Origin of the sequence: Marivivens niveibacter, assembly GCF_002150005.2 — a bacterium.
GTDB classification, from domain to species: Bacteria; Pseudomonadota; Alphaproteobacteria; order Rhodobacterales; family Rhodobacteraceae; genus Marivivens; species Marivivens niveibacter.
The window spans coordinates 41544-60674 of the sequence record NZ_MSPP01000001.1 but is presented as its reverse complement, the minus strand read 5'-3'; the positions used below and the strand labels follow the sequence as shown (position 1 = coordinate 60674).

22 protein-coding genes and 1 riboswitch are annotated in these 19131 nt (G+C 56.0%); of the genes, 6 read left to right on the top strand and 16 right to left on the bottom strand.

Annotated elements, in window-relative coordinates; translation table 11 throughout:
- Positions 1-33 precede the first annotated feature (33 nt).
- Genes pth through BVC71_RS00310 form a run of 3 tightly spaced genes read left to right on the top strand, consistent with a single transcriptional unit; the run spans position 34 to position 2147 of the window.
- Positions 34-732, top strand: coding sequence for an aminoacyl-tRNA hydrolase (gene pth, locus BVC71_RS00320; protein ID WP_086449656.1), 699 nt, complete (start codon positions 34-36; stop codon positions 730-732).
- Positions 729-1760, top strand: coding sequence for a DUF2332 domain-containing protein (locus tag BVC71_RS00315; RefSeq protein WP_086449655.1), 1032 nt, complete (start codon positions 729-731; stop codon positions 1758-1760). The genes pth and BVC71_RS00315 overlap by 4 nt, the downstream gene beginning before the upstream one ends.
- A 12-nt stretch (positions 1761-1772) precedes the next feature.
- Entirely contained in the window at positions 1773-2147 is a 375-nt protein-coding gene (locus tag BVC71_RS00310) for a DUF2237 family protein (protein ID WP_086449654.1), read from the top strand.
- Here BVC71_RS00310 and BVC71_RS00305 read toward each other — a convergent pair.
- The 9 genes from BVC71_RS00305 to BVC71_RS00265 all read right to left on the bottom strand — a co-directional run bounded on the left by BVC71_RS00305 (position 2132) and on the right by BVC71_RS00265 (position 9409).
- The gene (locus tag BVC71_RS00305) at positions 2132-2665 is read right to left on the bottom strand and encodes a helix-turn-helix transcriptional regulator (protein WP_086449653.1); all 534 of its coding nucleotides are present in this window, start codon (positions 2663-2665) and stop codon (positions 2132-2134) included. The genes BVC71_RS00310 and BVC71_RS00305 overlap by 16 nt on opposite strands.
- Positions 2666-2667: 2 nt before the next feature.
- Positions 2668-3099, bottom strand: coding sequence for a hypothetical protein (locus BVC71_RS00300; protein WP_133064463.1), 432 nt, complete (start codon positions 3097-3099; stop codon positions 2668-2670).
- Between the two features lie 70 nt (positions 3100-3169).
- The gene (locus tag BVC71_RS00295; protein ID WP_086449651.1) at positions 3170-3778 is read right to left on the bottom strand and encodes a hypothetical protein; all 609 of its coding nucleotides are present in this window, start codon (positions 3776-3778) and stop codon (positions 3170-3172) included.
- A 136-nt stretch (positions 3779-3914) separates the two neighbouring features.
- Positions 3915-5171, bottom strand: a complete 1257-nt coding sequence (gene trpB, locus BVC71_RS00290) for a tryptophan synthase subunit beta (protein WP_086449650.1) — start codon at positions 5169-5171, stop codon at positions 3915-3917.
- A gap of 117 nt (positions 5172-5288) precedes the next feature.
- On the bottom strand, positions 5289-5930 hold the full coding sequence (locus tag BVC71_RS00285; protein ID WP_086449649.1) for a phosphoribosylanthranilate isomerase: 642 nt from the start codon (positions 5928-5930) through the stop codon (positions 5289-5291).
- Positions 5931-6278 carry a LapA family protein gene (locus BVC71_RS00280; protein ID WP_086449648.1) on the bottom strand — a complete coding sequence of 116 codons (348 nt, stop codon included), beginning with the start codon at positions 6276-6278 and terminating at the stop codon, positions 5931-5933.
- A 9-nt stretch (positions 6279-6287) separates the two neighbouring features.
- Positions 6288-6572 carry an integration host factor subunit beta gene (gene ihfB, locus BVC71_RS00275; protein ID WP_086449647.1) on the bottom strand — a complete coding sequence of 95 codons (285 nt, stop codon included), beginning with the start codon at positions 6570-6572 and terminating at the stop codon, positions 6288-6290.
- A gap of 275 nt (positions 6573-6847) precedes the next feature.
- Complete coding sequence (gene rpsA, locus BVC71_RS00270; RefSeq protein WP_086449646.1) at positions 6848-8524, bottom strand: 30S ribosomal protein S1; 1677 nt, start codon at positions 8522-8524, stop codon at positions 6848-6850.
- A gap of 255 nt (positions 8525-8779) precedes the next feature.
- On the bottom strand, positions 8780-9409 hold the full coding sequence (locus BVC71_RS00265) for an NAD(P)H-dependent oxidoreductase (RefSeq protein ID WP_086449645.1): 630 nt from the start codon (positions 9407-9409) through the stop codon (positions 8780-8782).
- A 76-nt stretch (positions 9410-9485) separates the two neighbouring features.
- On the opposite strand from BVC71_RS00265, the gene BVC71_RS00260 reads away from it, so the two are divergent.
- On the top strand, positions 9486-9890 hold the full coding sequence (locus BVC71_RS00260; protein ID WP_240516734.1) for a winged helix-turn-helix transcriptional regulator: 405 nt from the start codon (positions 9486-9488) through the stop codon (positions 9888-9890).
- Here BVC71_RS00260 and BVC71_RS00255 read toward each other — a convergent pair.
- The 3 genes from BVC71_RS00255 to BVC71_RS00245 all read right to left on the bottom strand — a co-directional run bounded on the left by BVC71_RS00255 (position 9887) and on the right by BVC71_RS00245 (position 13548).
- Entirely contained in the window at positions 9887-10492 is a 606-nt protein-coding gene (locus BVC71_RS00255; protein ID WP_086449644.1) for a (d)CMP kinase, read from the bottom strand. The two genes, BVC71_RS00260 and BVC71_RS00255, sit on opposite strands and share 4 nt — an antisense overlap.
- 1 nt (position 10493) lies before the next feature.
- Entirely contained in the window at positions 10494-11843 is a 1350-nt protein-coding gene (gene aroA / locus BVC71_RS00250) for a 3-phosphoshikimate 1-carboxyvinyltransferase (protein ID WP_086449643.1), read from the bottom strand.
- Positions 11844-11934: 91 nt separating this feature from the next.
- The gene (locus BVC71_RS00245; RefSeq protein WP_086449642.1) at positions 11935-13548 is read right to left on the bottom strand and encodes a SulP family inorganic anion transporter; all 1614 of its coding nucleotides are present in this window, start codon (positions 13546-13548) and stop codon (positions 11935-11937) included.
- Between the two features lie 173 nt (positions 13549-13721).
- Between BVC71_RS00245 and BVC71_RS00240 the strand changes: the two genes are divergently transcribed.
- Positions 13722-14588: an S-methyl-5'-thioadenosine phosphorylase gene (locus BVC71_RS00240; RefSeq protein WP_086449641.1), complete on the top strand. Its 867-nt coding sequence runs from the start codon at positions 13722-13724 to the stop codon at positions 14586-14588.
- 34 nt (positions 14589-14622) lie between these two features.
- Entirely contained in the window at positions 14623-15153 is a 531-nt protein-coding gene (locus tag BVC71_RS00235; protein WP_086450611.1) for an adenine phosphoribosyltransferase, read from the top strand.
- A 4-nt stretch (positions 15154-15157) separates the two neighbouring features.
- On the opposite strand, the gene trmB is transcribed toward BVC71_RS00235, so the two are convergent.
- The 4 genes from trmB to lnt form a co-directional block, all read right to left on the bottom strand.
- The gene (gene trmB / locus BVC71_RS00230) at positions 15158-15871 is read right to left on the bottom strand and encodes a tRNA (guanosine(46)-N7)-methyltransferase TrmB (protein WP_086449640.1); all 714 of its coding nucleotides are present in this window, start codon (positions 15869-15871) and stop codon (positions 15158-15160) included.
- 38 nt (positions 15872-15909) lie between these two features.
- A complete protein-coding gene (locus BVC71_RS00225) occupies positions 15910-16371 on the bottom strand; it encodes a hypothetical protein (protein ID WP_086449639.1) in 462 nt (153 codons plus the stop codon).
- Between the two features lie 57 nt (positions 16372-16428).
- Positions 16429-17610 carry a methionine adenosyltransferase gene (metK, locus tag BVC71_RS00220; protein WP_086449638.1) on the bottom strand — a complete coding sequence of 394 codons (1182 nt, stop codon included), beginning with the start codon at positions 17608-17610 and terminating at the stop codon, positions 16429-16431.
- 4 nt (positions 17611-17614) lie between these two features.
- A riboswitch (SAM-SAH riboswitch) is annotated at positions 17615-17663 on the bottom strand.
- Between the two features lie 34 nt (positions 17664-17697).
- Positions 17698-19131, bottom strand: coding sequence for an apolipoprotein N-acyltransferase (gene lnt, locus BVC71_RS00215; RefSeq protein ID WP_086449637.1), 1434 nt, complete (start codon positions 19129-19131; stop codon positions 17698-17700).

Below are 19131 nucleotides of genomic sequence, written 5' to 3'. Positions count from 1 at the left end.
GGCTCTGCCATGCCCTGAGGGTATGGGTAAGGAATGAAGTTATTTGTAGGCCTAGGCAACCCCGGCGCGAAATACGCGCAGAACCGTCATAACATCGGGTTTATGGCATTGGATCGCATTGCAGACGACCACGGTTTCACACCGTGGCGGTCGAAATTTCAGGGCCAAACCAGCGAAGGCAGGTTGGGTTCGGAAAAAGTCATCCTGCTGAAACCCGACACATTCATGAACCTATCAGGTCAGGCCGTGGGCGAAGCGATGCGGTTTCACAAACTAACGCCAGCGGATGTCATTGTTTTCCATGACGAATTGGACCTTGCCCCTGGCAAATGTCGCCTGAAAACGGGCGGAGGGCATGCGGGCCATAACGGGCTGCGGTCGATCCATCAGCACATCGGCGCGGACTATGACCGTATCCGCATGGGCATCGGCCACCCCGGCCACAAAGACCGCGTTGCGGGCTATGTGCTGTCCGATTTTGCCAAGGCTGATCAAGATTGGCTGGATGATATGATCCGCGGCTGCAGCGATGGCGCAGCCGATTTGGCCGCAGGTGACGGCGCAAAATTCATGAACGCAGTCGCCTTGCGCGTGAACCCGCCGCGTTCAGGGACCGGACAACAGGGTAAAAAACCTGCGCAACCTGCCGAAAAAAAGAAAAAGGATTCGCCCGCAGAGCCTGAGGTCGATAACCGCAGCCCGTTGCAGAAACTAGCAGACAAATTCAAATGACCGCACGCCTGACCGAAGCTCTGATAGAACAGGCAAACGCCTGCGAAAAACTGGGATCGCCTTTTATGCGAACCCTGCTAGAGCTTTTGGCAGAACGTCTACGCCCCGATACGCCGCTAAAGAAACGCCTCTTTAACTGGCCCGGCGACTTGGGTCCTGCGGCTGAATCTGTGCCTTTGCGCCTGACGGGGGCGCTCCATGCCCTGCGGATGCTGGACCGTTGCGGACTACAAGACGCATATCCCCCCAATGAACTGGATATCGAAATCCTTTGGGGAGCCGTGGACTGGGCGCTAGATAAAGAAGCAGCCTATATTTCGACCTTCATCGACAGTCCGCCCCAAACGAACGAAGTCCGTCGTAGCGCAGGCCTGATCGCGGCGGGTCAATGGCTCAATCGTCGCTATGGGCTGCCGATCGATTTGCGCGAAATCGGATGCAGCGCGGGTCTGAATTTGATGTGGGATCAATTCGCACTGAACGCGGGCGACGCAACCTTTGGCCCTGCCGATAGCAAAGTGCAATTGATGCCAGATTGGCAGGGAAACCTACCGCCTGCGGGAACAGTAGCCATCAGCGACCGGCGCGGCGTTGATCTAGCGCCGATTGACATACACAGCCCAATCGACCGCCTGCGACTCAAATCCTACATCTGGCCGGACCAGCCCCAAAGGATGGACATGACCGATGCGGCGATTTCCATGTTCAACGCCAAAATAGATCAGGCCGACGCCGTAGATTGGCTGAGCAAATCGCTGTCCACGCGCAAAGGCCATCTAACCTTGGTCTATTCAACAATCGCGTGGCAGTATTTGCCCAGAGACGCTCAATACCGCGGTGAAGCAATCATGGAAATGGTAGGGCGCGCGACGAATGCTGATGCGCCTCTTGCGTGGCTACTGATCGAAAATGACGGCAAAGGCGAAGGCGCAGGGATATCGTTGCGCCTGTGGCCCAATGATCTGAAACTATCGCTTGGCCGTATGGATTTTCATGGTCGCTGGGTACAGTGGGCACCGCCCGTTTAGGAAAGGCATCAAATGTACGAACAAGATCCATCCGTGAACGTCTACGGTGATCCGTTAATCCCCTGCTCTTCCGATCCTCTAACGGGCTATTTCCGGGATGGACACTGCAATACCTGCAGCGAAGATACAGGCAGCCATACGGTTTGTGCCGTCATGACGGACGAATTTCTGGCCTATTCCAAATACGTTGGTAACGATCTGTCGACACCTGTACCGGCGTTCAATTTTCCGGGCCTAAAGGCAGGTGACAAATGGTGCCTATGCGCTGGACGTTTTTTGCAGGCCGCCGACGAAGGCTGCGCCCCGCTGGTTGACCTAAAGGCGACGCACAAAGGTGCCTTGGACATCGTTCCACTGGAAATTCTGCAACGTCACGCAACCGCCTGACGTATGGGGGCGGCGGTTTCTGCGTCCAACAAATCTTCGATAAACAGACTGATCAGTTGCGGGCGGCCCGATACACCTGCCTTGCGGTAGATGGATGCTGTCTGCGCCTTGACCGTGCCTTCGGACGTGTTGCGCAAGGATGCGATTTCAGCCGTCGTCATACCTTTGATCGCAAACAGCGCCACATCACGTTCGGCTGGTGTCAGTGCCCATTGTTCAAACCGTTCTTCCACCAGTTCGCCAAAAGCACCTGATGCCGCACGCAGACGATTTTCGGCCTGTTCTGCGCGACATTCGGATTTCCGCAACAGGCGTGCGCCCAACACAATCCCTGCGATCAAACCAGCCGCCGCGATAATTTGCACAATTTCAAATACCTGCCACGGAATAGGTGGCAACACACCGCCCGTCACCGATGACAGCAGTTCCCATACAAAAACACACGCACACACAACCTGCAGCGATATGACCATCACCATGCCCAGCGACGCCGCCTGTAGTCTGTTTACAAAATCCATATCTATTGTTCCTGTGGGGGACGTTCATCGCCCTTATCATTTCTGTCACGATCAGGCGGTTCGGGCCGATCGTGGCCTTGGTCATCTGGAGGCTGGGGGCGATCGGGGCGTGCGTCGTCATTATCCGCACCGTCAGGCGGCGCAGAAGGCGGCGACATAGGATCGCGGTCGTCCCGCGGCGTAGGGCGTGGATTGTCACCCTGAACCCGATCCCGCAAAATCACGCCGGTTGTCGGCTGTATCACGATTTCGCGGCGTCCGTCCGCGCCGCTGGCAACGATCCTAACACGACCCAACAAGGTTCGTTCGATCTGCACATCGGTGTAACCTTCAGCAATCAATTGGGCTGCAATCTCTTCCGGAGTGGACTGCGCATGCGCAATGCCGCCCCACAACAGACCAGCCCCCAAAAGTGCCATTCGCAAAAGTTTCATTATGTGCCTTACCTAGCAGTCATCGCCGCCATTTATCGCGACGATGAGGGTTAAACGAATAAACCAAAGATTACCGTCGCCCGTTCGGGCCATTTTTTTCGCCCCCGCGGCCGCCGTGGCCTCGGTCATTGCGGCGGTCATCACGTTCAGGACGGGTTTCGTCACTTTCGTCAGTGGTTTCTGTGGAATCGGTTTCTTCGACATCTCGGTCCGGGCGCCCCCCGTGATGACGTGCGGGGCGGGTAGATGTTTCTGTTGTCGCGGTACCGGTCGCGCTGTCGTAATCGACGTCATACAGCGTTTCACCGTCTGTCGCCAAAACCGACACACCGCTATCGGTCGATCGCACCGACACAACGGTATACCCTGCGGCCTCAGCCGCGGCGATGGCAGCTGCGACATCCTCTGATGTGGCGGCGGTGGCATCATCGCGTACATCGACGGTGGTGGTCACAGTCTCAGCCGATGTCGTATCGTACTCAATGTCGTAATAGTCCGAACCATCCGTCGCCAAAACTGATACGACAGTTCCATCAGGTGATGTGCGTACTGCTACAACGCTGTATCCCGCCTCTTCGGCGGCGGTGATCGCTTCTGTTACGGTCAATGCTTGAACAGGCGCCGCAAACACCCCAGCGAACAGCGCAACGGTCGGCAAAACTCGGGTAAACAATGACATTGGACTGGCCCTCGTGATTTCATTGAGTCGCCGCCGACATGCGCACGTAACGGGCCACGATGAAATTCGCCAAACGAAATAAGGGCGAAGGTTTGCCAACCTTCGCCCTTATCTATTCCGTCCGTTTACCGCGCGATTAATCGGTATCGCGACCTTCGGATTTGCCGCCCATATCCACGCCTAGGTGACGCGCAACGGTAAAGATGTCTTTGTCGCCGCGACCGCACATATTCATCACCAGAATGTGGTCTTTCGGCAGGGTTGGCGCGATTTTCATCACATGTGCCAACGCGTGGGATGGTTCCAGCGCAGGAATGATGCCTTCGGTGCGGCAGGCAAACTGGAATGCCTCTAGCGCCTCTTTGTCGGTGATCGACACGTACTGCGCACGGCCGATGTCATTCAGCCAAGCATGTTCAGGGCCAATGCCCGGATAATCCAGACCCGCCGAGATCGAGAATCCTTCAAGGATCTGACCATCGTCATCCTGCAGCAGATAGGTGCGGTTACCGTGCAGAACGCCCGGGCGGCCACCCGTCAGCGATGCGCAATGCTCCATCTTTTCGTTGACGCCTTTGCCGCCGGCCTCGACCCCGATGATGTTGACCGATGGATCATCCAAGAACGGATAGAACAGTCCCATCGCGTTCGAACCGCCACCAATCGCCGCGATCACGGTGTCAGGCAAACGGCCTTCGCCCTCTTGTTCAGGCAGCTGCCAACGAACCTCTTTACCGATGATCGATTGGAAATCGCGGACCATCGCAGGGTATGGGTGCGGACCAGCAACGGTACCGATGCAATAGAACGTGTCTTCGACGTTGGTCACCCAGTCGCGCAGCGCGTCGTTCATCGCATCTTTCAACGTACCACGACCCGAGGTCACAGCAACAACTTCGGCGCCCAGCAATTTCATGCGAAATACGTTCGGCTGCTGGCGTTCAACGTCGTGCGCGCCCATGTAAACAACGCATTTCAGGCCGAATTTCGCACATACGGTCGCGGTCGCAACGCCGTGCTGACCTGCACCGGTTTCGGCAATAATGCGGGTTTTGCCCATGCGGCGCGCCAGAATGATCTGGCCCAACACGTTGTTGATTTTATGCGCGCCAGTGTGGTTCAGCTCGTCACGCTTTAGGTAGATCTTTGCGCCGCCCAACTCTTCGGTCATGCGGGACGCGTAATACAGTGGCGACGGACGACCGACATAGTGTTTCCACAGGTCATCCATTTCCGCCCAGAACGTGGGGTCGTCTTTGGCGTTTTCGTATTCCGCCTGCAGATCCAGGATCAGCGGCATCAGCGTTTCGGCAACAAAACGGCCACCGTAATCGCCAAAACGTCCGTTTTCGTCAGGACCGTTCATAAAGCTGTTGAATAGATCGTCTGCCATTTTGGCCTCCCCGCGTTTGCCCGAAAACTCCTACTCTCTTGCGCCCCAAGGGTAAAGAGAGCCCGCCGCGCCCAACCGTATTTCTAGGCTTATCCACCGACTGGACAAGCCCACTGATCAGGCTTGCGCCGCTTTGACGAATTTATGGATTAACTCATGATCTTTGATGCCCTTGGCGCTTTCTACGCCAGACGACACATCAACCTGCCGCGCGCCAGTTAGATCCACGGCTCGGGCGACGTTTTCAGGGGTCAAACCGCCGGCCAGCATCCACGGGCGGGTCCAATATTTGCGGCGCGCCAATGTCCAATCCCATTCGTGCCCATTGCCGCCCGGCAGGTCAGACCCAGCCGGCGGTTTGGCATCAACCAGCAATTGGTCGGCAACTTGGCTATAAACGTCGATCTGATGCGCGTCTTCGGGGGATGACAGGCTGATCGCCTTCATGACGGGAAGGCCGTATTTCGCCCGTACCTCGGATACACGTTCAGGCGTTTCAGCCCCATGCAACTGGATCATGTCCAGCGGAACATTAGCCGTCAGCTGGTCCAGAAACGCATCATTGGCATCAACGACCAACGCGACTTTCGCTACACCGATTGGAACCTGAACGGCCAACATGGCAGCATCAGCAATCGACACGTTCCGCGGACTTTTGGGAAAGAACACAAAACCTACGTATGCCGCGCCAGCATCTGCCGCAGCTTGAATGCCCGCGCTATCGCGCAGGCCGCAAATTTTTACTCTGACGTCAGGCATTTACGTACGTTCAACCAATTGCAGAACATCGTCTTTGCCGTCGCCGTCCATATCTTTCAGACGGTCCAATTCGCGACGTAGCTGAGCCGCTTCGCGTGCTTTTGCACGTCCTTCGGCACGGTTTTTGTGTTCGCGAATCCATTCCCAAAGAAAACCGATGAACAACCCAACGCCTACGCCTAGGAAAATTGCCATAAACAGCGGGATTTCGATATCAGGCGAAATCCCCAACAGCGACGCCAATGCAGGCGGCATTGCTCGTAGTAGGACAACTTCGGTATTGGCCAATCCGACCAACACCAGACACAGGGCAACGAGGCCCCAGAAAGCATAACGTAAGGTTTTCATCCGTCTCTCTTATTCGTCGCCGTTCAGACGATCACGCAGTAATTTGCCTGTCTTAAAGAACGGAACGTGTTTTTCATCAACCTCGACCGATTCACCGGTGCGCGGGTTTCTGCCTGTTCTGGCATCACGTTTCTTAACCGAAAAGGCGCCAAAACCGCGCAGTTCCACGCGGTGACCATCTGCCATTGCTTCGGTAATCGTGTCGAACACGGTATTTACAATTTTTTCGACGTCACGCTGGTACAGATGCGGATTTTCGTCGGCAATCTTTTGGATCAGTTCAGATCTGATCATGAAAACGATCCCCCCTCAGGAAACATACTAGGCAATTCATTGTGCCGTGACATCGACTATAGGAAAGGAAATTAGATCGGGAAATAGGTCTATCTAGTCCAAAACGCGAATTTTCGCATGAATTTCGGGCGGTTGGGTCAATTATCCGACCAGAACAACCACAATTGTTCACAGATACAGACCGCTGCACTGCAGCAGTCGAAAGGTTTGATTCGCATAAAAAAACCCCGCCACGTTACCGTGACGGGGTTCTTTTTGGTGATCAGCGCGACTGATTAGTCGTTGCTTTTCAGGGCTGCGCCCAGGATGTCACCCAGCGAAGCGCCGGAGTCGGACGAACCGTACTGCTCAACAGCTTCTTTTTCTTCTGCGATTTCGCGTGCTTTGATCGACAGACCCAATTTGCGGGTTTTGCTGTCTACGTTGGTTACGCGAACGTCGACTTTGTCGCCTACGCCGAAACGCTCTGGACGCTGGTCAGCACGGTCACGCGACAGGTCGGAACGACGGATGAACGATTTCATGCCTTCGTACTCAACCTCAACACCGCCATCTTCGATTGCGGTGACTTCAACGGTGATAACCGAACCACGCTTTACGCCGCCGATTGCTTCAGCGAATGGGTCGCCTTCAACAGCTTTGATCGACAGAGAGATACGCTCTTTTTCGACGTCCACTTCGGTGACAACGGCTTTGACCATGTCGCCTTTGCGGTAGTTCTGGATCGCATCTTCGCCACGCTCGTCCCACGACAGGTCGGACAGGTGAACCATACCGTCGATGTCGCCTGGCAGGCCAACGAACAGACCGAATTCGGTGATGTTCTTAACTTCGCCTTCAACCTGCGTACCTTCTGGGTGGGTCTCAGCAAAGACTTCCCATGGGTTGCGCTGGGTCTGTTTCAGGCCAAGCGAAACGCGACGTTTGGACGAATCGATTTCCAGAACCATGACTTCGACTTCTTGCGAGGTCGAAACGATTTTGCCTGGGTGTACGTTCTTTTTGGTCCACGACATTTCGGAAACGTGTACCAGACCTTCGACACCTGGCTCCAGCTCTACGAATGCACCGTAGTCGGTGATGTTGGTCACGCGGCCCTGGTGTACCGATTCCAGTGGGTATTTGTTTTCAACAGAATCCCATGGATCAGCTTGCAGCTGCTTCATGCCCAGCGAGATGCGGTGGGTGTCTTTGTTGATCTTGATAACCTGAACGTTGATGGTTTCACCAATTGTCAGGATTTCCGATGGGTGGTTCACACGGCGCCATGCCATGTCGGTGACGTGCAGCAGGCCGTCTACGCCGCCCAGGTCAACGAATGCACCATATTCGGTGATGTTTTTAACAACGCCTTCAACCGACTGACCTTCGGACAGGTTGCCGATAACTTCAGCACGCTGTTCTGCACGCGACTCTTCCAGGATTGCGCGACGCGAAACAACGATGTTGCCACGGCGGCGGTCCATTTTCAGGATCTGGAATGGTTGCTTCAGACCCATCAGAGGGCCAGCGTCACGCACTGGGCGAACGTCAACTTGGCTGCCTGGCAGGAACGCAACAGCGCCGCCCAGATCGACAGTAAAGCCGCCTTTGACGCGGCCAAAGATTGCGCCTTCGACGCGCTCTTCTGCAGCGTATGCTTTTTCCAGACGGTCCCATGCTTCTTCGCGGCGTGCCATCTCGCGCGAGATAACAGCTTCGCCACGTGCGTTCTCCGCTGCGCGCAGGAACACTTCGACTTCGTCGCCGATAGCGATGGATGGAGCTTCGCCTGGGTTAGCGAATTCTTTCAGATCAACGCGGCCTTCCATTTTGTAGCCTACGTCGATGATAGCTTGGCCAGCCTCGATCGAGATGACCTTACCTTTGACAACCGAACCTTCAGCAGGGGTGTCGATTTCGAAGCTTTCGTTAAGGAGGGCTTCGAATTCCTCCATGGATGCGTTAGCCATGTGGCGTTATTTCCTTTACACGTTTTTTTTCTGGCCGGGTGGTTGGTTCCACCGGTCTTTGGTTGGTGCCCTAAACGCAAAACAAAGAGGGCCGGATGTTTCCGACCCTGCCCGAATCTGCGCCCGTGGATGTGTTCCCCACTTTGGACAGACGCGCGTTTACTGTGATTTTGCCTTAATTGCAAGGGTTGTCGGGTCGACCGACACGCCGCAAGCAAGAATGAAAAAGGCCCCGCAATCGCGAGGCCCAATTCGTTATACTTCGGTTACAAAATTTTCGCGGCTACGGCGAACCTTTTTCTGCGGCAGCAGCCAGTCGTTTTCAGGTTTACGGTATCCAACCGGCAGAATAACCACCGATTTCAGGCCTTTGTCTTTCAGACCCAGAATTTCGTCGAAGGCAGCTGGATCAAAACCTTCCATCGGGGTTGCATCAACCTCTTCTTCCGCAGCAGCCATCATAGCAAAACCAAGTGCGATATAGGCCTGACGCGCTGCGTGTTCAAAGTTAGTGCGCTCATCGCGTGGCAGATACATGCCTTTCAGGCCATCGTAATATGTCACCAGCGCATCAGATTTTTCGCCGCGGATTTCTGCGTGCAGGTCTACAACGCCATCAATGCGTTCTTCGGAATAGTTATCCCAGGCCGCGAAAACCAAAACAGCGGTGCCATCAACCAACTGTTTCTGACCGAATGCGGCTTCGGATAGTTTCGCGCGGGTTTCTGCGTCTTTCACGACGAGCAGTTGGAATGGCTGCAAACCGGACGAAGTTGGCGCTTTGCGTGCGGCGTCAATGATACGTTCCAGTTTTTCGGCAGGTACAGTTTGGGCAGCATCCATAGCTTTGGTTGCATAGCGCCATTCAAGTTTTTCGTAGAACATTGGAGGAGTCCTTTAGTCTAGTATATTTTCAATACTGGTATATATTGGACACTGAAACGCGCCGACAAGAAGGCACATGTTTGAAACCAGTATCAAGGATGACACCATGAAGGATCACACCATTGGCCACTGCCCTATGGCCTGTGAAAAACTGAACGGGTTCATGTCGCGCGTCGGCGATCGCTGGAGCGTTCTTGTCATCCTTGCACTAGATGGCATGGGCATGATGCGTTTCAATGAACTGAAACGGCATTTGGGCATTACGCAGCGTATGTTATCGCGGACTTTGCGCGAATTGGAACGCGATGGGCTGGTACGCCGCACAGTGCATGACACCGTACCACCGCGCGTGGATTACGAATTGACCGCCCTCGGGGAATCCTTTGGCGATCCAATTCGTTATCTGGGGGATTGGGGGCTAAAGCATCTGGAACAGATTGATGCCGCACGCGCCGATTTCGACGCAAAACATCCCGATTAACGGGCGGCGTTGATCGCGTCGCAGGCGGCTTTGATCGCTTCGTCAATGGACATATCCGACGTGTCGATCATCACAGCGTCGTCGGCAGGCTTTAGCGGCGCGGTTGCGCGTTCGCTGTCGCGTTTGTCGCGGGCGATCACATCGGCCAGCACTTGTTCGCGGGTCGTTTCGGGATTTTTAGAGGATAATTCCAAAAACCGACGTTCCGCACGGCATTCCGCGCTGGCGGTCACGAACAGTTTCACGTCCGCATCGGGACAAATCACCGTACCAATATCGCGGCCATCCAAAACAGCGCCACCTGTGCGGCGGGCGAATGACTGCTGAAATGCGATCAGCGCGCTTCGCACTTCGGGAATGACGGCAACTTTGCTAGCGGCCTGCGCAACTGCGGATGTCCGCAGTGCGTCATTTTCCAAATCCACAGGGTCCAGCGTTTCCGCCGCCGTCACGGCGTCCATGCCATCCAACGTTTTCGCCCCCACGGCGCGGTACAAAAGCCCTGTATCTAGGTGGGCAAAGCCGAATGCGGCTGCGACCGCTTTGGAAATTGTGCCTTTGCCTGCGGCGGCAGGTCCATCAATCGCAACCGTAAACTGCATCTTATGCCTCGCGGGTGATCGCTGCGCCCAGTTCGGCCATCAGCGGTTCAAAGATCGGGAACGATGTCGCGATCGGGCTACCGTCGTCGACGCGCATCGGTTCGTTCGTCGCCATGCCCATCACCATGAACGACATCGCGATACGGTGGTCCAAACGGGATTCAACGGTGGCTCCACCTTTGACGTTGCCGAAACCTTGGCCTTTGACGATCCACCAATCATCGCCTTCGTCCACGGTCACACCAGCAGCGCGCAGACCTTTGGCCATCGCGTCGATGCGGTCGGATTCTTTGACGCGCAGTTCTTTGACGCCCTTCATCACGGTGTCGCCCGCCGCAAAGGCCGCAACAACGGACAGCACAGGGTATTCGTCGATCATCGACGCGGCACGCGCTGGAGGAACCTCGATACCTTTTAGGTTCGGGCTGTATTTTGCACGCAGGTCTGCGACTGGTTCGCCGCCTTCTTCGCGCAGGTTTTCGTATTCCAGATCCGCGCCCATTTCACGCAAGGTCGTGAACAGACCCGCACGAGTGTCGTTCAGGCCGATGTTCGGCACCAATACATCCGACCCTTCGGTGATGATCGCAGCGCAAACAGGGAACGCAGCCGACGATGGATCGCGCGGCACAATGATGGTCTGCGCTTTTAATTCCGGCTGACCGGTCAGCGTGATCACGCGGCCTTCGTCGGTTTCTTCAACGGTCAGCTCTGCGCCAAACCCTTGCAGCATGCGTTCAGTGTGATCGCGGGTTGCCTCTTGTTCAATGACCACTGTTTTGCCCGGGGCATTCAGGCCCGCCAACAAAACTGCCGATTTGACCTGCGCCGATGGAACAGGCGTTTTGTAGGTCACAGGCACAGGGTTTTCCGCGCCAACGATGGTCAACGGCAGGCGGCCACCCTGACGGCCATAGGATTTCGCGCCGAACAGCATCAGCGGATCAGTCACGCGGCCCATTGGGCGGGAATTCAGCGATGCGTCGCCCGTGAATGTCGCAGTGATCGGAGAGGTCGCCATGCAACCCATGATCAAACGCACGCCCGTGCCCGAGTTGCCGCAGTCGATCACGTTTTCAGGTTCTTTGAACCCGCCAACGCCGACGCCTTCGACGGACCAGTTGCCTTCGCCGTGATCTACGACCGTCGCGCCGAATGCGCGCATCGCTTTGGCGGTGTCCAGAACGTCCTCGCCCAACAAAAGGCCAGTGATTTCGGTTTTACCCACGGACAACGCGCCCAAAATCAGCGAACGGTGCGAAATGGATTTATCGCCCGGCACATTCGCCACGCCATTCAGCGGGCCACATTTGCGGGAAATCATCGGGATCGGAGTGCCGTGACCGGACATGAGTAACCTCTTTTAGCTATGCAAAGCGTCATATCGCGGGACCAATTCATGGTCCAGATGCGGCGCGCCCGTAGACGCGCCGACGTGGTGTTTAGTGACCGCCCAAAATGCCGGTGCGGACGCTGTAATCAACAGCAACTTCGTAATCGGGATCGTCGTCGCTATCCACGATCAGGTGACCCGCCTTTTTCAGTAGGGCATGGCAATCGTGGCTTAGGTGACGCAGCTGAACCTTTTTACCGGCGGCTTCGTATTTGGCGGCGATCGCCTCGATCGATTGCAGGGCCGATTGGTCAACAACGCGGCTGTCGTTGAAATCGATGATCACCAGCGATGGATCGTTCGCAACGTCGAACAGTTCGGCGAACCCTTCGGCCGAGCCAAAGAACAGGGGGCCCTGAATTTGATAAACCTTTGCGCCTTCGGGGGTGGCATAGGATTTCGCGTGAATGCGGCGCGCGTTGTTCCACGCATAGGCCAGCGCCGATACGATCACGCCCACAACAACGGCGGTCGCAAGGTCGGTCATCACGGTCACTACCGTCACCAGAACGATCACGAATGCATCGGTCAGCGGTACGCGGAACAGGATTTTGAACGAATTCCACGCGAACGTGCCGATCACCACCATGAACATAACGCCAACCAGCGCCGCCAGAGGGATCTGTTCAATCAACGGCGAAGCGACAACGATGAACGCCAGCAGGAACAGCGCCGCAGCGATACCAGCCACGCGGGTGCGTCCGCCAGATTTCACGTTGATCATCGACTGACCGATCATCGCACAGCCGCCCATGGTGCCAAAGAAACCAGCGATAAAGTTTGCAGAACCCTGCGCGATGCATTCCTGCGAAGCGCCGCCGCGTTTGTTGGTCATCTCGCCAACCAAGTTCAGCGTCAGCAGCGATTCAATCAGGCCAATCGCGGCCAGAATGACCGAATACGGCAGGATGATTTTCAGGGTTTCTAGGTTCAGCGGAACCTCTGGAAAATGGAACATCGGCAGGCCGCCTTTGATTTCGGCCATATCGCCAACGCGCGGAACATCGATGCTGAACACGATCACGATGATCGCGGTGATGCCGATACCCGCCAGAGGCGCAGGGATGATGTTCGTGAACTTTGGCAGCGCGTAAATGATCGCCATGGTCAGCGCGACCAGACCCAGCATCATGTATAGCTGCATACCCGACAGCCATTCACCGCCCGACGCGCCGTGGCCCGATACCTCTGCCGTGCCTGGGACCTGAAATTGCGTCATCTGGGCCAAGAAAATAACGATCGCCAGACCGTTCACAAAACCCAACATCACAGGGTGCGGAACAAGGCGGATGAATTTACCCCAGCGCAGAATACCAACCGCGATCTGGATGATCCCCATCAGAACCACGGTCGCAAACAGGTATTCGACGCCGTGTTCGGCAACCAGAGCCACCATCACAACAGCCAAAGCGCCCGTCGCGCCCGAAATCATGCCCGGACGGCCGCCGATCAGCGCAGTCACCAAACCAATGATAAACGCCGCATACAGGCCGACCAACGGATGAACGCCCGCCACGAATGCAAAGGCCACAGCCTCGGGCACCAGCGCCAGCGCCACGGTCAGGCCCGACAGAATTTCGGTTTTCATTTGGGACGGCGTCAGATCACCTTTGTCGGCAATCGCTAATTTTTCGGCAAAGGCCGACAATGTCGCGCGGGGCATAGTCCAGATCCTGTTTCTGTTCGCTTGATCCGCCCCTATCCTGTTAGCGTCTGAAAGTGAACCCACGCTGAAATTTTGGTACCCCTAATGACCAAAATTCACCACAACAACAGGGTTGCACATCCAAACGCGACACGGCACCGTTGCAACCAAAAGATGAACAGGTGAGACTCATGACAAAAATCGGAATCATTGGCGGATCGGGCGTTTATGACATCGACGGGCTGGAAAACCGCAAATGGGTCGCGGTCGATACGCCTTGGGGCGCGCCGTCAGATGAATTGCTGACGGGCACATTGAACGGCGTCGATATGGTGTTTCTGCCTCGCCACGGGCGCGGCCACGTGCAGACACCGTCAACCGTGAACTACCGCGCGAATATCGCGGCGCTAAAAATTTTGGGCGTAACGGATGTGTTCAGCGTGTCTGCCTGCGGGTCGTTCCGCGAAAACATGGCGCCGGGTGATTTTGTCATCGTCGATCAGTTCATCGACCGCACCTTTGCGCGCGAAAAATCGTTCTTTGGCCCCGGATTGGTCGCCCACGTCAGCGTCGCGCATCCGACCTGCGAACGCCTGATGGACGCCGCTGAAACCGCGGCCAAGGCAACAGGCACAACCGTTCATCGCGGCGGGACGTACCTCGCCATGGAAGGCCCGCAATTCAGTTCGATGGCCGAAAGCCACATGTACCGCGCGTGGGGCTGTGACGTCATCGGCATGACCAACATGCCAGAGGCGAAATTGGCGCGAGAGGCCGAGCTTTGCTACGCGTCAATTGCGATGATCACCGACTATGACAGCTGGCACCCCGATCATGGCGCGGTACAAATCACCGACATCATCGCCACGCTGAACGGCAACTCGGCCAACGCCAAACAAACAGTCGCCAATCTACCCGCTATTTTGGGCACCGAACGCGCGCCCTGCCCCTGCGGATGTGACACGGCGCTAGAATATGCCATCATGACCGCGCCCGACAAACGCGACGGCACCATGGTCGAAAAGCTAAAGGTGATTGCGGGCCGCCTATTGGGCTGATAGCCCCCGCGCCGAATTCAAATCAGAGGCCGACATGAAGACTGTTCAGGACTATATCCGCACGATCCCCGATTTCCCGCACGAAGGCATCATGTTCCGCGACGTGACCACATTGTTTTCAGACCCGCGCGGGTTTCGGATGGCGGTCGATCAATTGCTGCATCCCTACATGGATCAAAAAATCGACAAGGTCATCGGGCTAGAGGCCCGCGGATTTATTCTGGGCGGCGCAGTCGCGCACCAATTGGCCGTCGGTTTCGTGCCCGTCCGTAAGAAAGGCAAACTGCCCGGCAAAACCATCGCGCAGGACTACAAACTGGAATACGGCGAAGCGACCGTTGAAATCCACGATGACGCGCTGCAGGCTGGCGAACGCGTTTTGATCGTCGACGATCTGTTGGCAACGGGCGGCACAGCGGCAGCGGGCATCCATCTGGTCGAACAGCTGGGCGCGGTTGTTGTTGGCTGCGCCTTTGTCGTGGACCTGCCCGAATTGGGCGGTCGCAAGCACCTGACGGACATGGGCATGTCCGTCCACACGCTATGTGATTTCGAAGGCGCCTAAACGATCAAGGCCGGATGAACGTCAGATAATGCGGCGTCCGGCCTTCGCGCAGAGCCTTTTGTTCGTAACGGGTCGAAATCCAATCGCCCCACGGATCGCGCCAATCGGTCGGGCCTTCCGCGGTCCATTGGAACCCTGCTTTCGGCACTTCCTCTAGGGTTTGGCGCACATAGTCAGGGATATCCGTCGCAACGCGGAATTCCGAACCGGGTTTCAATTTACGAAACAGCGGATCTAGATGTTCGTCGGTCACAAAACGGCGGCGGTGGTGGCGTTTTTTCGGCCATGGGTCGGGATAGTTCAAAAACGCCTTTTCGATGGATTCATCGGGCAGAACATCAAACAAATCCCGCGCATCACCAGGGTGGACCGAAATATTGGTCGCGCCTGATTTGCGGATTTTGCCCAGCAGCATCGCAACACCGTTGATGAACGGTTCGCACCCGATGATTTCCACGTCAGGATATTTTTCCGCCATGTGGATCAGGTGTTCGCCGCCGCCAAAGCCGATTTCGACCCAGACAGGTTTGCCGTGAAAACGGGCCGCCATGTCGATCGGATCGCGGTTCGGATTGGTTTCCCAATCCACGCCACCAGGGGCCAATGCGGCCAAATCTTCGTCCAAGTAATCTTTTTGCGCCTGATTCAGGGTTTTCCCGTGAATTCGGCCATAAAAGTTACGCCAAGGGGCTTTGGGGTGTTTGTTTGCGCTGGTCATAGGCCGCGCTGTAGCAGGACGCGCGGCGCACGGCAATATCAGCGGATGGTCAGCATGACATCTTGGGTTGTTGATAGATCAATTCCCGCCTGATCCGCCAATTCAGTAATTGAATACACATCGCGATCCGGAATCGTGAATGGAACAGATCTTGTATCAAGATTGAAAATATCGCCCTGCCACAATTCATTCACGCTGCGCATGTAGGTGTTCCAATTGGAACAAGTCCATTCGCTAAACGCGAGACCTGATGTCGTTTCAACCAAATATCGGAAACACATTTGACCAGTGCGGCGTTCCCATTCGCCAACCCACGGGATTGGCCGCTGCGGGTACCACAATATCGCGTGACCATCAGCGGCCAGATATTCAACTTGGGTTCCGTGGTCTGTGCTGTACGTTTGCGCGGTGCGTCCAACCAAAGATGGCGACCCCAAGGACGCCATTTCCATAGTACACGCCGACAGACTAATGATCGCGATAAACCCTAAACGCCACATATTCGCCCCACTGGCACAGATACAAAAAAGGGCGGCACAACACCGCCCTTTCATAATTTAGACCGCTTTGGTCAGCGCATCGACCAGATCGGTGCGTTCCCACGAAAAACCGCCGTCCGCATCAGGTTCACGGCCAAAGTGACCATAAGCTGCGGTGCGGGCATAGATCGGTTTATTCAGACCCAGATGGGTACGGATACCACGTGGGGTCAGGTCCATCGCACCCGAAACGGCGCGTTCAATCGCAGCCTCATCGACTTTGCTGGTGCCGTGGGTGTTGGCATAGATCGACAGTGGTTTCGCAACACCAATCGCATAGGACAACTGGATCGTGCATTTGTCTGCCAGACCAGCCGCCACAACATTTTTCGCCAGGTAACGCGCAGCATAAGCGGCCGAGCGGTCAACTTTAGTCGGGTCTTTGCCCGAAAACGCGCCGCCGCCGTGTGGAGCCGCGCCGCCGTAGGTGTCTACGATGATTTTACGGCCCGTCAGACCTGCGTCACCATCAGGGCCGCCAATGACGAATTTGCCCGTTGGGTTGATCCACCATTCGGTCGCATCCGACAACCAGCCATCAGGCAGAGTTTCGCGGATGTACGGCTCAACGATCGCGCGAACGTCAGCGGACGATAGCGATTCATCCAAATGCTGGGTCGACAGAACCAGCGACGATACGCCAACAGGCTGACCGCCGCGATAGATGACCGACAGCTGCGCCTTGGCATCTGGGCCCAGCGCTGGTTCGGTGCCGTTTTTACGGACTTCGGCCAGACGGCGCAGAATGGCGTGGCTGTATTGGATCGGTGCGGGCATCAACGCTTCGGTTTCGTTGGTCGCGTAACCGAACATGATGCCTTGGTCGCCTGCTCCTTCGTCTTTGCCATCAGCTTCGTCCACGCCTTGGGCGATGTGGGCCGATTGTTCGTGCAGCAGGTTGGTGATTTCCACGGTTTCCCAGTGGAATTTATCCTGTTCGTAACCGATGTCTTTGATCGCGCCGCGCACGATATCAGGCATCGATTCCATATACTCTGCCAGTTTGGACTGATCGGACAGGCCAACTTCGCCCCCGATGACGACACGGTTGGTCGTCGCAAATGTTTCGCAGGCAACGCGGGCTTCTGGCTCTTCGGCCAAAAGCGCATCTAGAACCGAGTCAGAGATGCGGTCGCATACTTTATCGGGGTGACCTTCGGATACGGATTCCGAAGTGAATGTGTAGTCCAGTCGTGACATGAAATGCTCCATTAGATGTGACCCGCCACGCCAGGAAGCCGTTGTGGGGGTGAGTGAGGTATCGGTTAGACCCGCCAGAGTTTAGCGTCAACGGCCATTTGACCGATTGCTGAATATTACGGCGCACAGTGCTGTGAGGATTACAATAAATCCCAAAAACCTACCCATCTGGGTGTAAAAAGTAGTCGGCAGAGCAATAGGCAAAGCCGCGTCAACGTAGCCGTCGGTCTGAAACGGTACATCCGCAACAACCGTTCCGCGCCCATCAATCACTGCGGATATGCCCGTATTCCCGACGCGGACCATTGCGACGCCTTGTTCGATGGCGCGAATGCGTGCTTGGGCAAAATGCTGTTTGGGACCCGCCGACGGACCAAACCATGCGTCATTTGTAATCAATACCAATGCGGCAGGCCGAACCCCACTGGCCGACATGGAAGGGAAAATACCTTCGTAACAGATCAACGGTAGGATCGGTCCCACGCTAGGAACATCGATGACCTCTGGACCGGGACCAGCAGCGTAGGCCGCGCCATCGCGAGCCGCAAATCCACGAATGCCCAATTTCCACGCCAGTTCACCACCCGGAATATATTCACCGAACGGTACAAGGTGGGATTTGTCATAAACAGACCGCGTCCCATCAGATTTCAGCGCCAGCATACTGTTGTAATACAGCCCATCAGCACTGCGATTCAGGCCTAGGATCACCGTCGATGTCGGCGTCGCTGCTGACACTTCTTTCAGCGTGTATTCTGCATAGTTCATTAGGGTCGGAATGGCCGTTTCAGGCCAAACAATCAAATCCGGCGCAGGCATCGCCATCGAAGCAGACAGCATCCGCTGATAAAATTCCTCAGCCTTTTCTGGCACCCATTTGTCAGCTTGGGATGCGTTCGGCTGGACTAAACGGACGGTCGATTGCGTCACCTCTGTCGCCGCTGGCGAATAGGGCACGGCGGGCAGCGCCAAAATGAACAGCACCCACCATCGCGCGCGGCTTGCAGCGACACCCGCCACGCCCAACATCAACAAGGTCAGACCCATGGCCCCCATCACAGCGAACAGCGGCATGGTAATGGTATCAAGCATCGCGTGCGAAACCTGCGCCCACGGAAACCCTGTCAGGGCGTAGGCGCGAAACACTTCTGCGGCCATCAATCCCAAAGTCACGCCAGCAACGCTGCGCGACCATTTCATCGCCGCCCAAACAAAAGCGGCCCATATCAATGCCAAACCAGCAGGCAGCAACACCGCAGCAAACGGTGCCATCCAAGCGTAAAGTTCAGGTTCGACCAAAAACGGGTTTATGATCCAGCTGAGCGTTGGCAGAAAATAACCAAAGCCCGCAGCAAAGGCATACGCCCCACCACGGCGGGCATCCGCAGCCCGCGCGATGGCCCAAATCAGAATGGCCAGCGCGGGCAAAACCACGACTGGCCAATGAAATGGTTCTTGTCCGAAAGACAGAACAATGCCCGCCCCGAATGGCAGGGCCAATCCTGACAATCGAGGCAGCAT

Bases quoted from the DNA above. Each gene is read 5' to 3' on its own strand.
- BVC71_RS00240 (WP_086449641.1), top strand. From the start codon at position 13,722: ATGACAAAAATCGGAATCATTGGCGGATCGGGCGTTTATGACATCGAC.
- metK (WP_086449638.1), bottom strand. From the start codon at position 17,610: ATGTCACGACTGGACTACACATTCACTTCGGAATCCGTATCCGAAGGT.
- BVC71_RS00300 (WP_133064463.1), bottom strand. From the start codon at position 3,099: ATGAAACTTTTGCGAATGGCACTTTTGGGGGCTGGTCTGTTGTGGGGC.
- BVC71_RS00255 (WP_086449644.1), bottom strand. From the start codon at position 10,492: ATGCAGTTTACGGTTGCGATTGATGGACCTGCCGCCGCAGGCAAAGGC.
- BVC71_RS00315 (WP_086449655.1), top strand. From the start codon at position 729: ATGACCGCACGCCTGACCGAAGCTCTGATAGAACAGGCAAACGCCTGC.
- trpB (WP_086449650.1), bottom strand. From the start codon at position 5,171: ATGGCAGACGATCTATTCAACAGCTTTATGAACGGTCCTGACGAAAAC.
- BVC71_RS00305 (WP_086449653.1), bottom strand. From the start codon at position 2,665: ATGGATTTTGTAAACAGACTACAGGCGGCGTCGCTGGGCATGGTGATG.
- BVC71_RS00280 (WP_086449648.1), bottom strand. From the start codon at position 6,278: ATGAAAACCTTACGTTATGCTTTCTGGGGCCTCGTTGCCCTGTGTCTG.
- ihfB (WP_086449647.1), bottom strand. From the start codon at position 6,572: ATGATCAGATCTGAACTGATCCAAAAGATTGCCGACGAAAATCCGCAT.
- BVC71_RS00295 (WP_086449651.1), bottom strand. From the start codon at position 3,778: ATGTCATTGTTTACCCGAGTTTTGCCGACCGTTGCGCTGTTCGCTGGG.
- BVC71_RS00310 (WP_086449654.1), top strand. From the start codon at position 1,773: ATGTACGAACAAGATCCATCCGTGAACGTCTACGGTGATCCGTTAATC.
- BVC71_RS00225 (WP_086449639.1), bottom strand. From the start codon at position 16,371: ATGTGGCGTTTAGGGTTTATCGCGATCATTAGTCTGTCGGCGTGTACT.
- BVC71_RS00235 (WP_086450611.1), top strand. From the start codon at position 14,623: ATGAAGACTGTTCAGGACTATATCCGCACGATCCCCGATTTCCCGCAC.
- trmB (WP_086449640.1), bottom strand. From the start codon at position 15,871: ATGACCAGCGCAAACAAACACCCCAAAGCCCCTTGGCGTAACTTTTAT.
- BVC71_RS00260 (WP_240516734.1), top strand. From the start codon at position 9,486: ATGTTTGAAACCAGTATCAAGGATGACACCATGAAGGATCACACCATT.
- pth (WP_086449656.1), top strand. From the start codon at position 34: ATGAAGTTATTTGTAGGCCTAGGCAACCCCGGCGCGAAATACGCGCAG.
- BVC71_RS00265 (WP_086449645.1), bottom strand. From the start codon at position 9,409: ATGTTCTACGAAAAACTTGAATGGCGCTATGCAACCAAAGCTATGGAT.
- aroA (WP_086449643.1), bottom strand. From the start codon at position 11,843: ATGTCCGGTCACGGCACTCCGATCCCGATGATTTCCCGCAAATGTGGC.
- BVC71_RS00285 (WP_086449649.1), bottom strand. From the start codon at position 5,930: ATGCCTGACGTCAGAGTAAAAATTTGCGGCCTGCGCGATAGCGCGGGC.
- BVC71_RS00245 (WP_086449642.1), bottom strand. From the start codon at position 13,548: ATGCCCCGCGCGACATTGTCGGCCTTTGCCGAAAAATTAGCGATTGCC.
- rpsA (WP_086449646.1), bottom strand. From the start codon at position 8,524: ATGGCTAACGCATCCATGGAGGAATTCGAAGCCCTCCTTAACGAAAGC.
- lnt (WP_086449637.1), bottom strand. From the start codon at position 19,131: ATGCTGCCTCGATTGTCAGGATTGGCCCTGCCATTCGGGGCGGGCATT.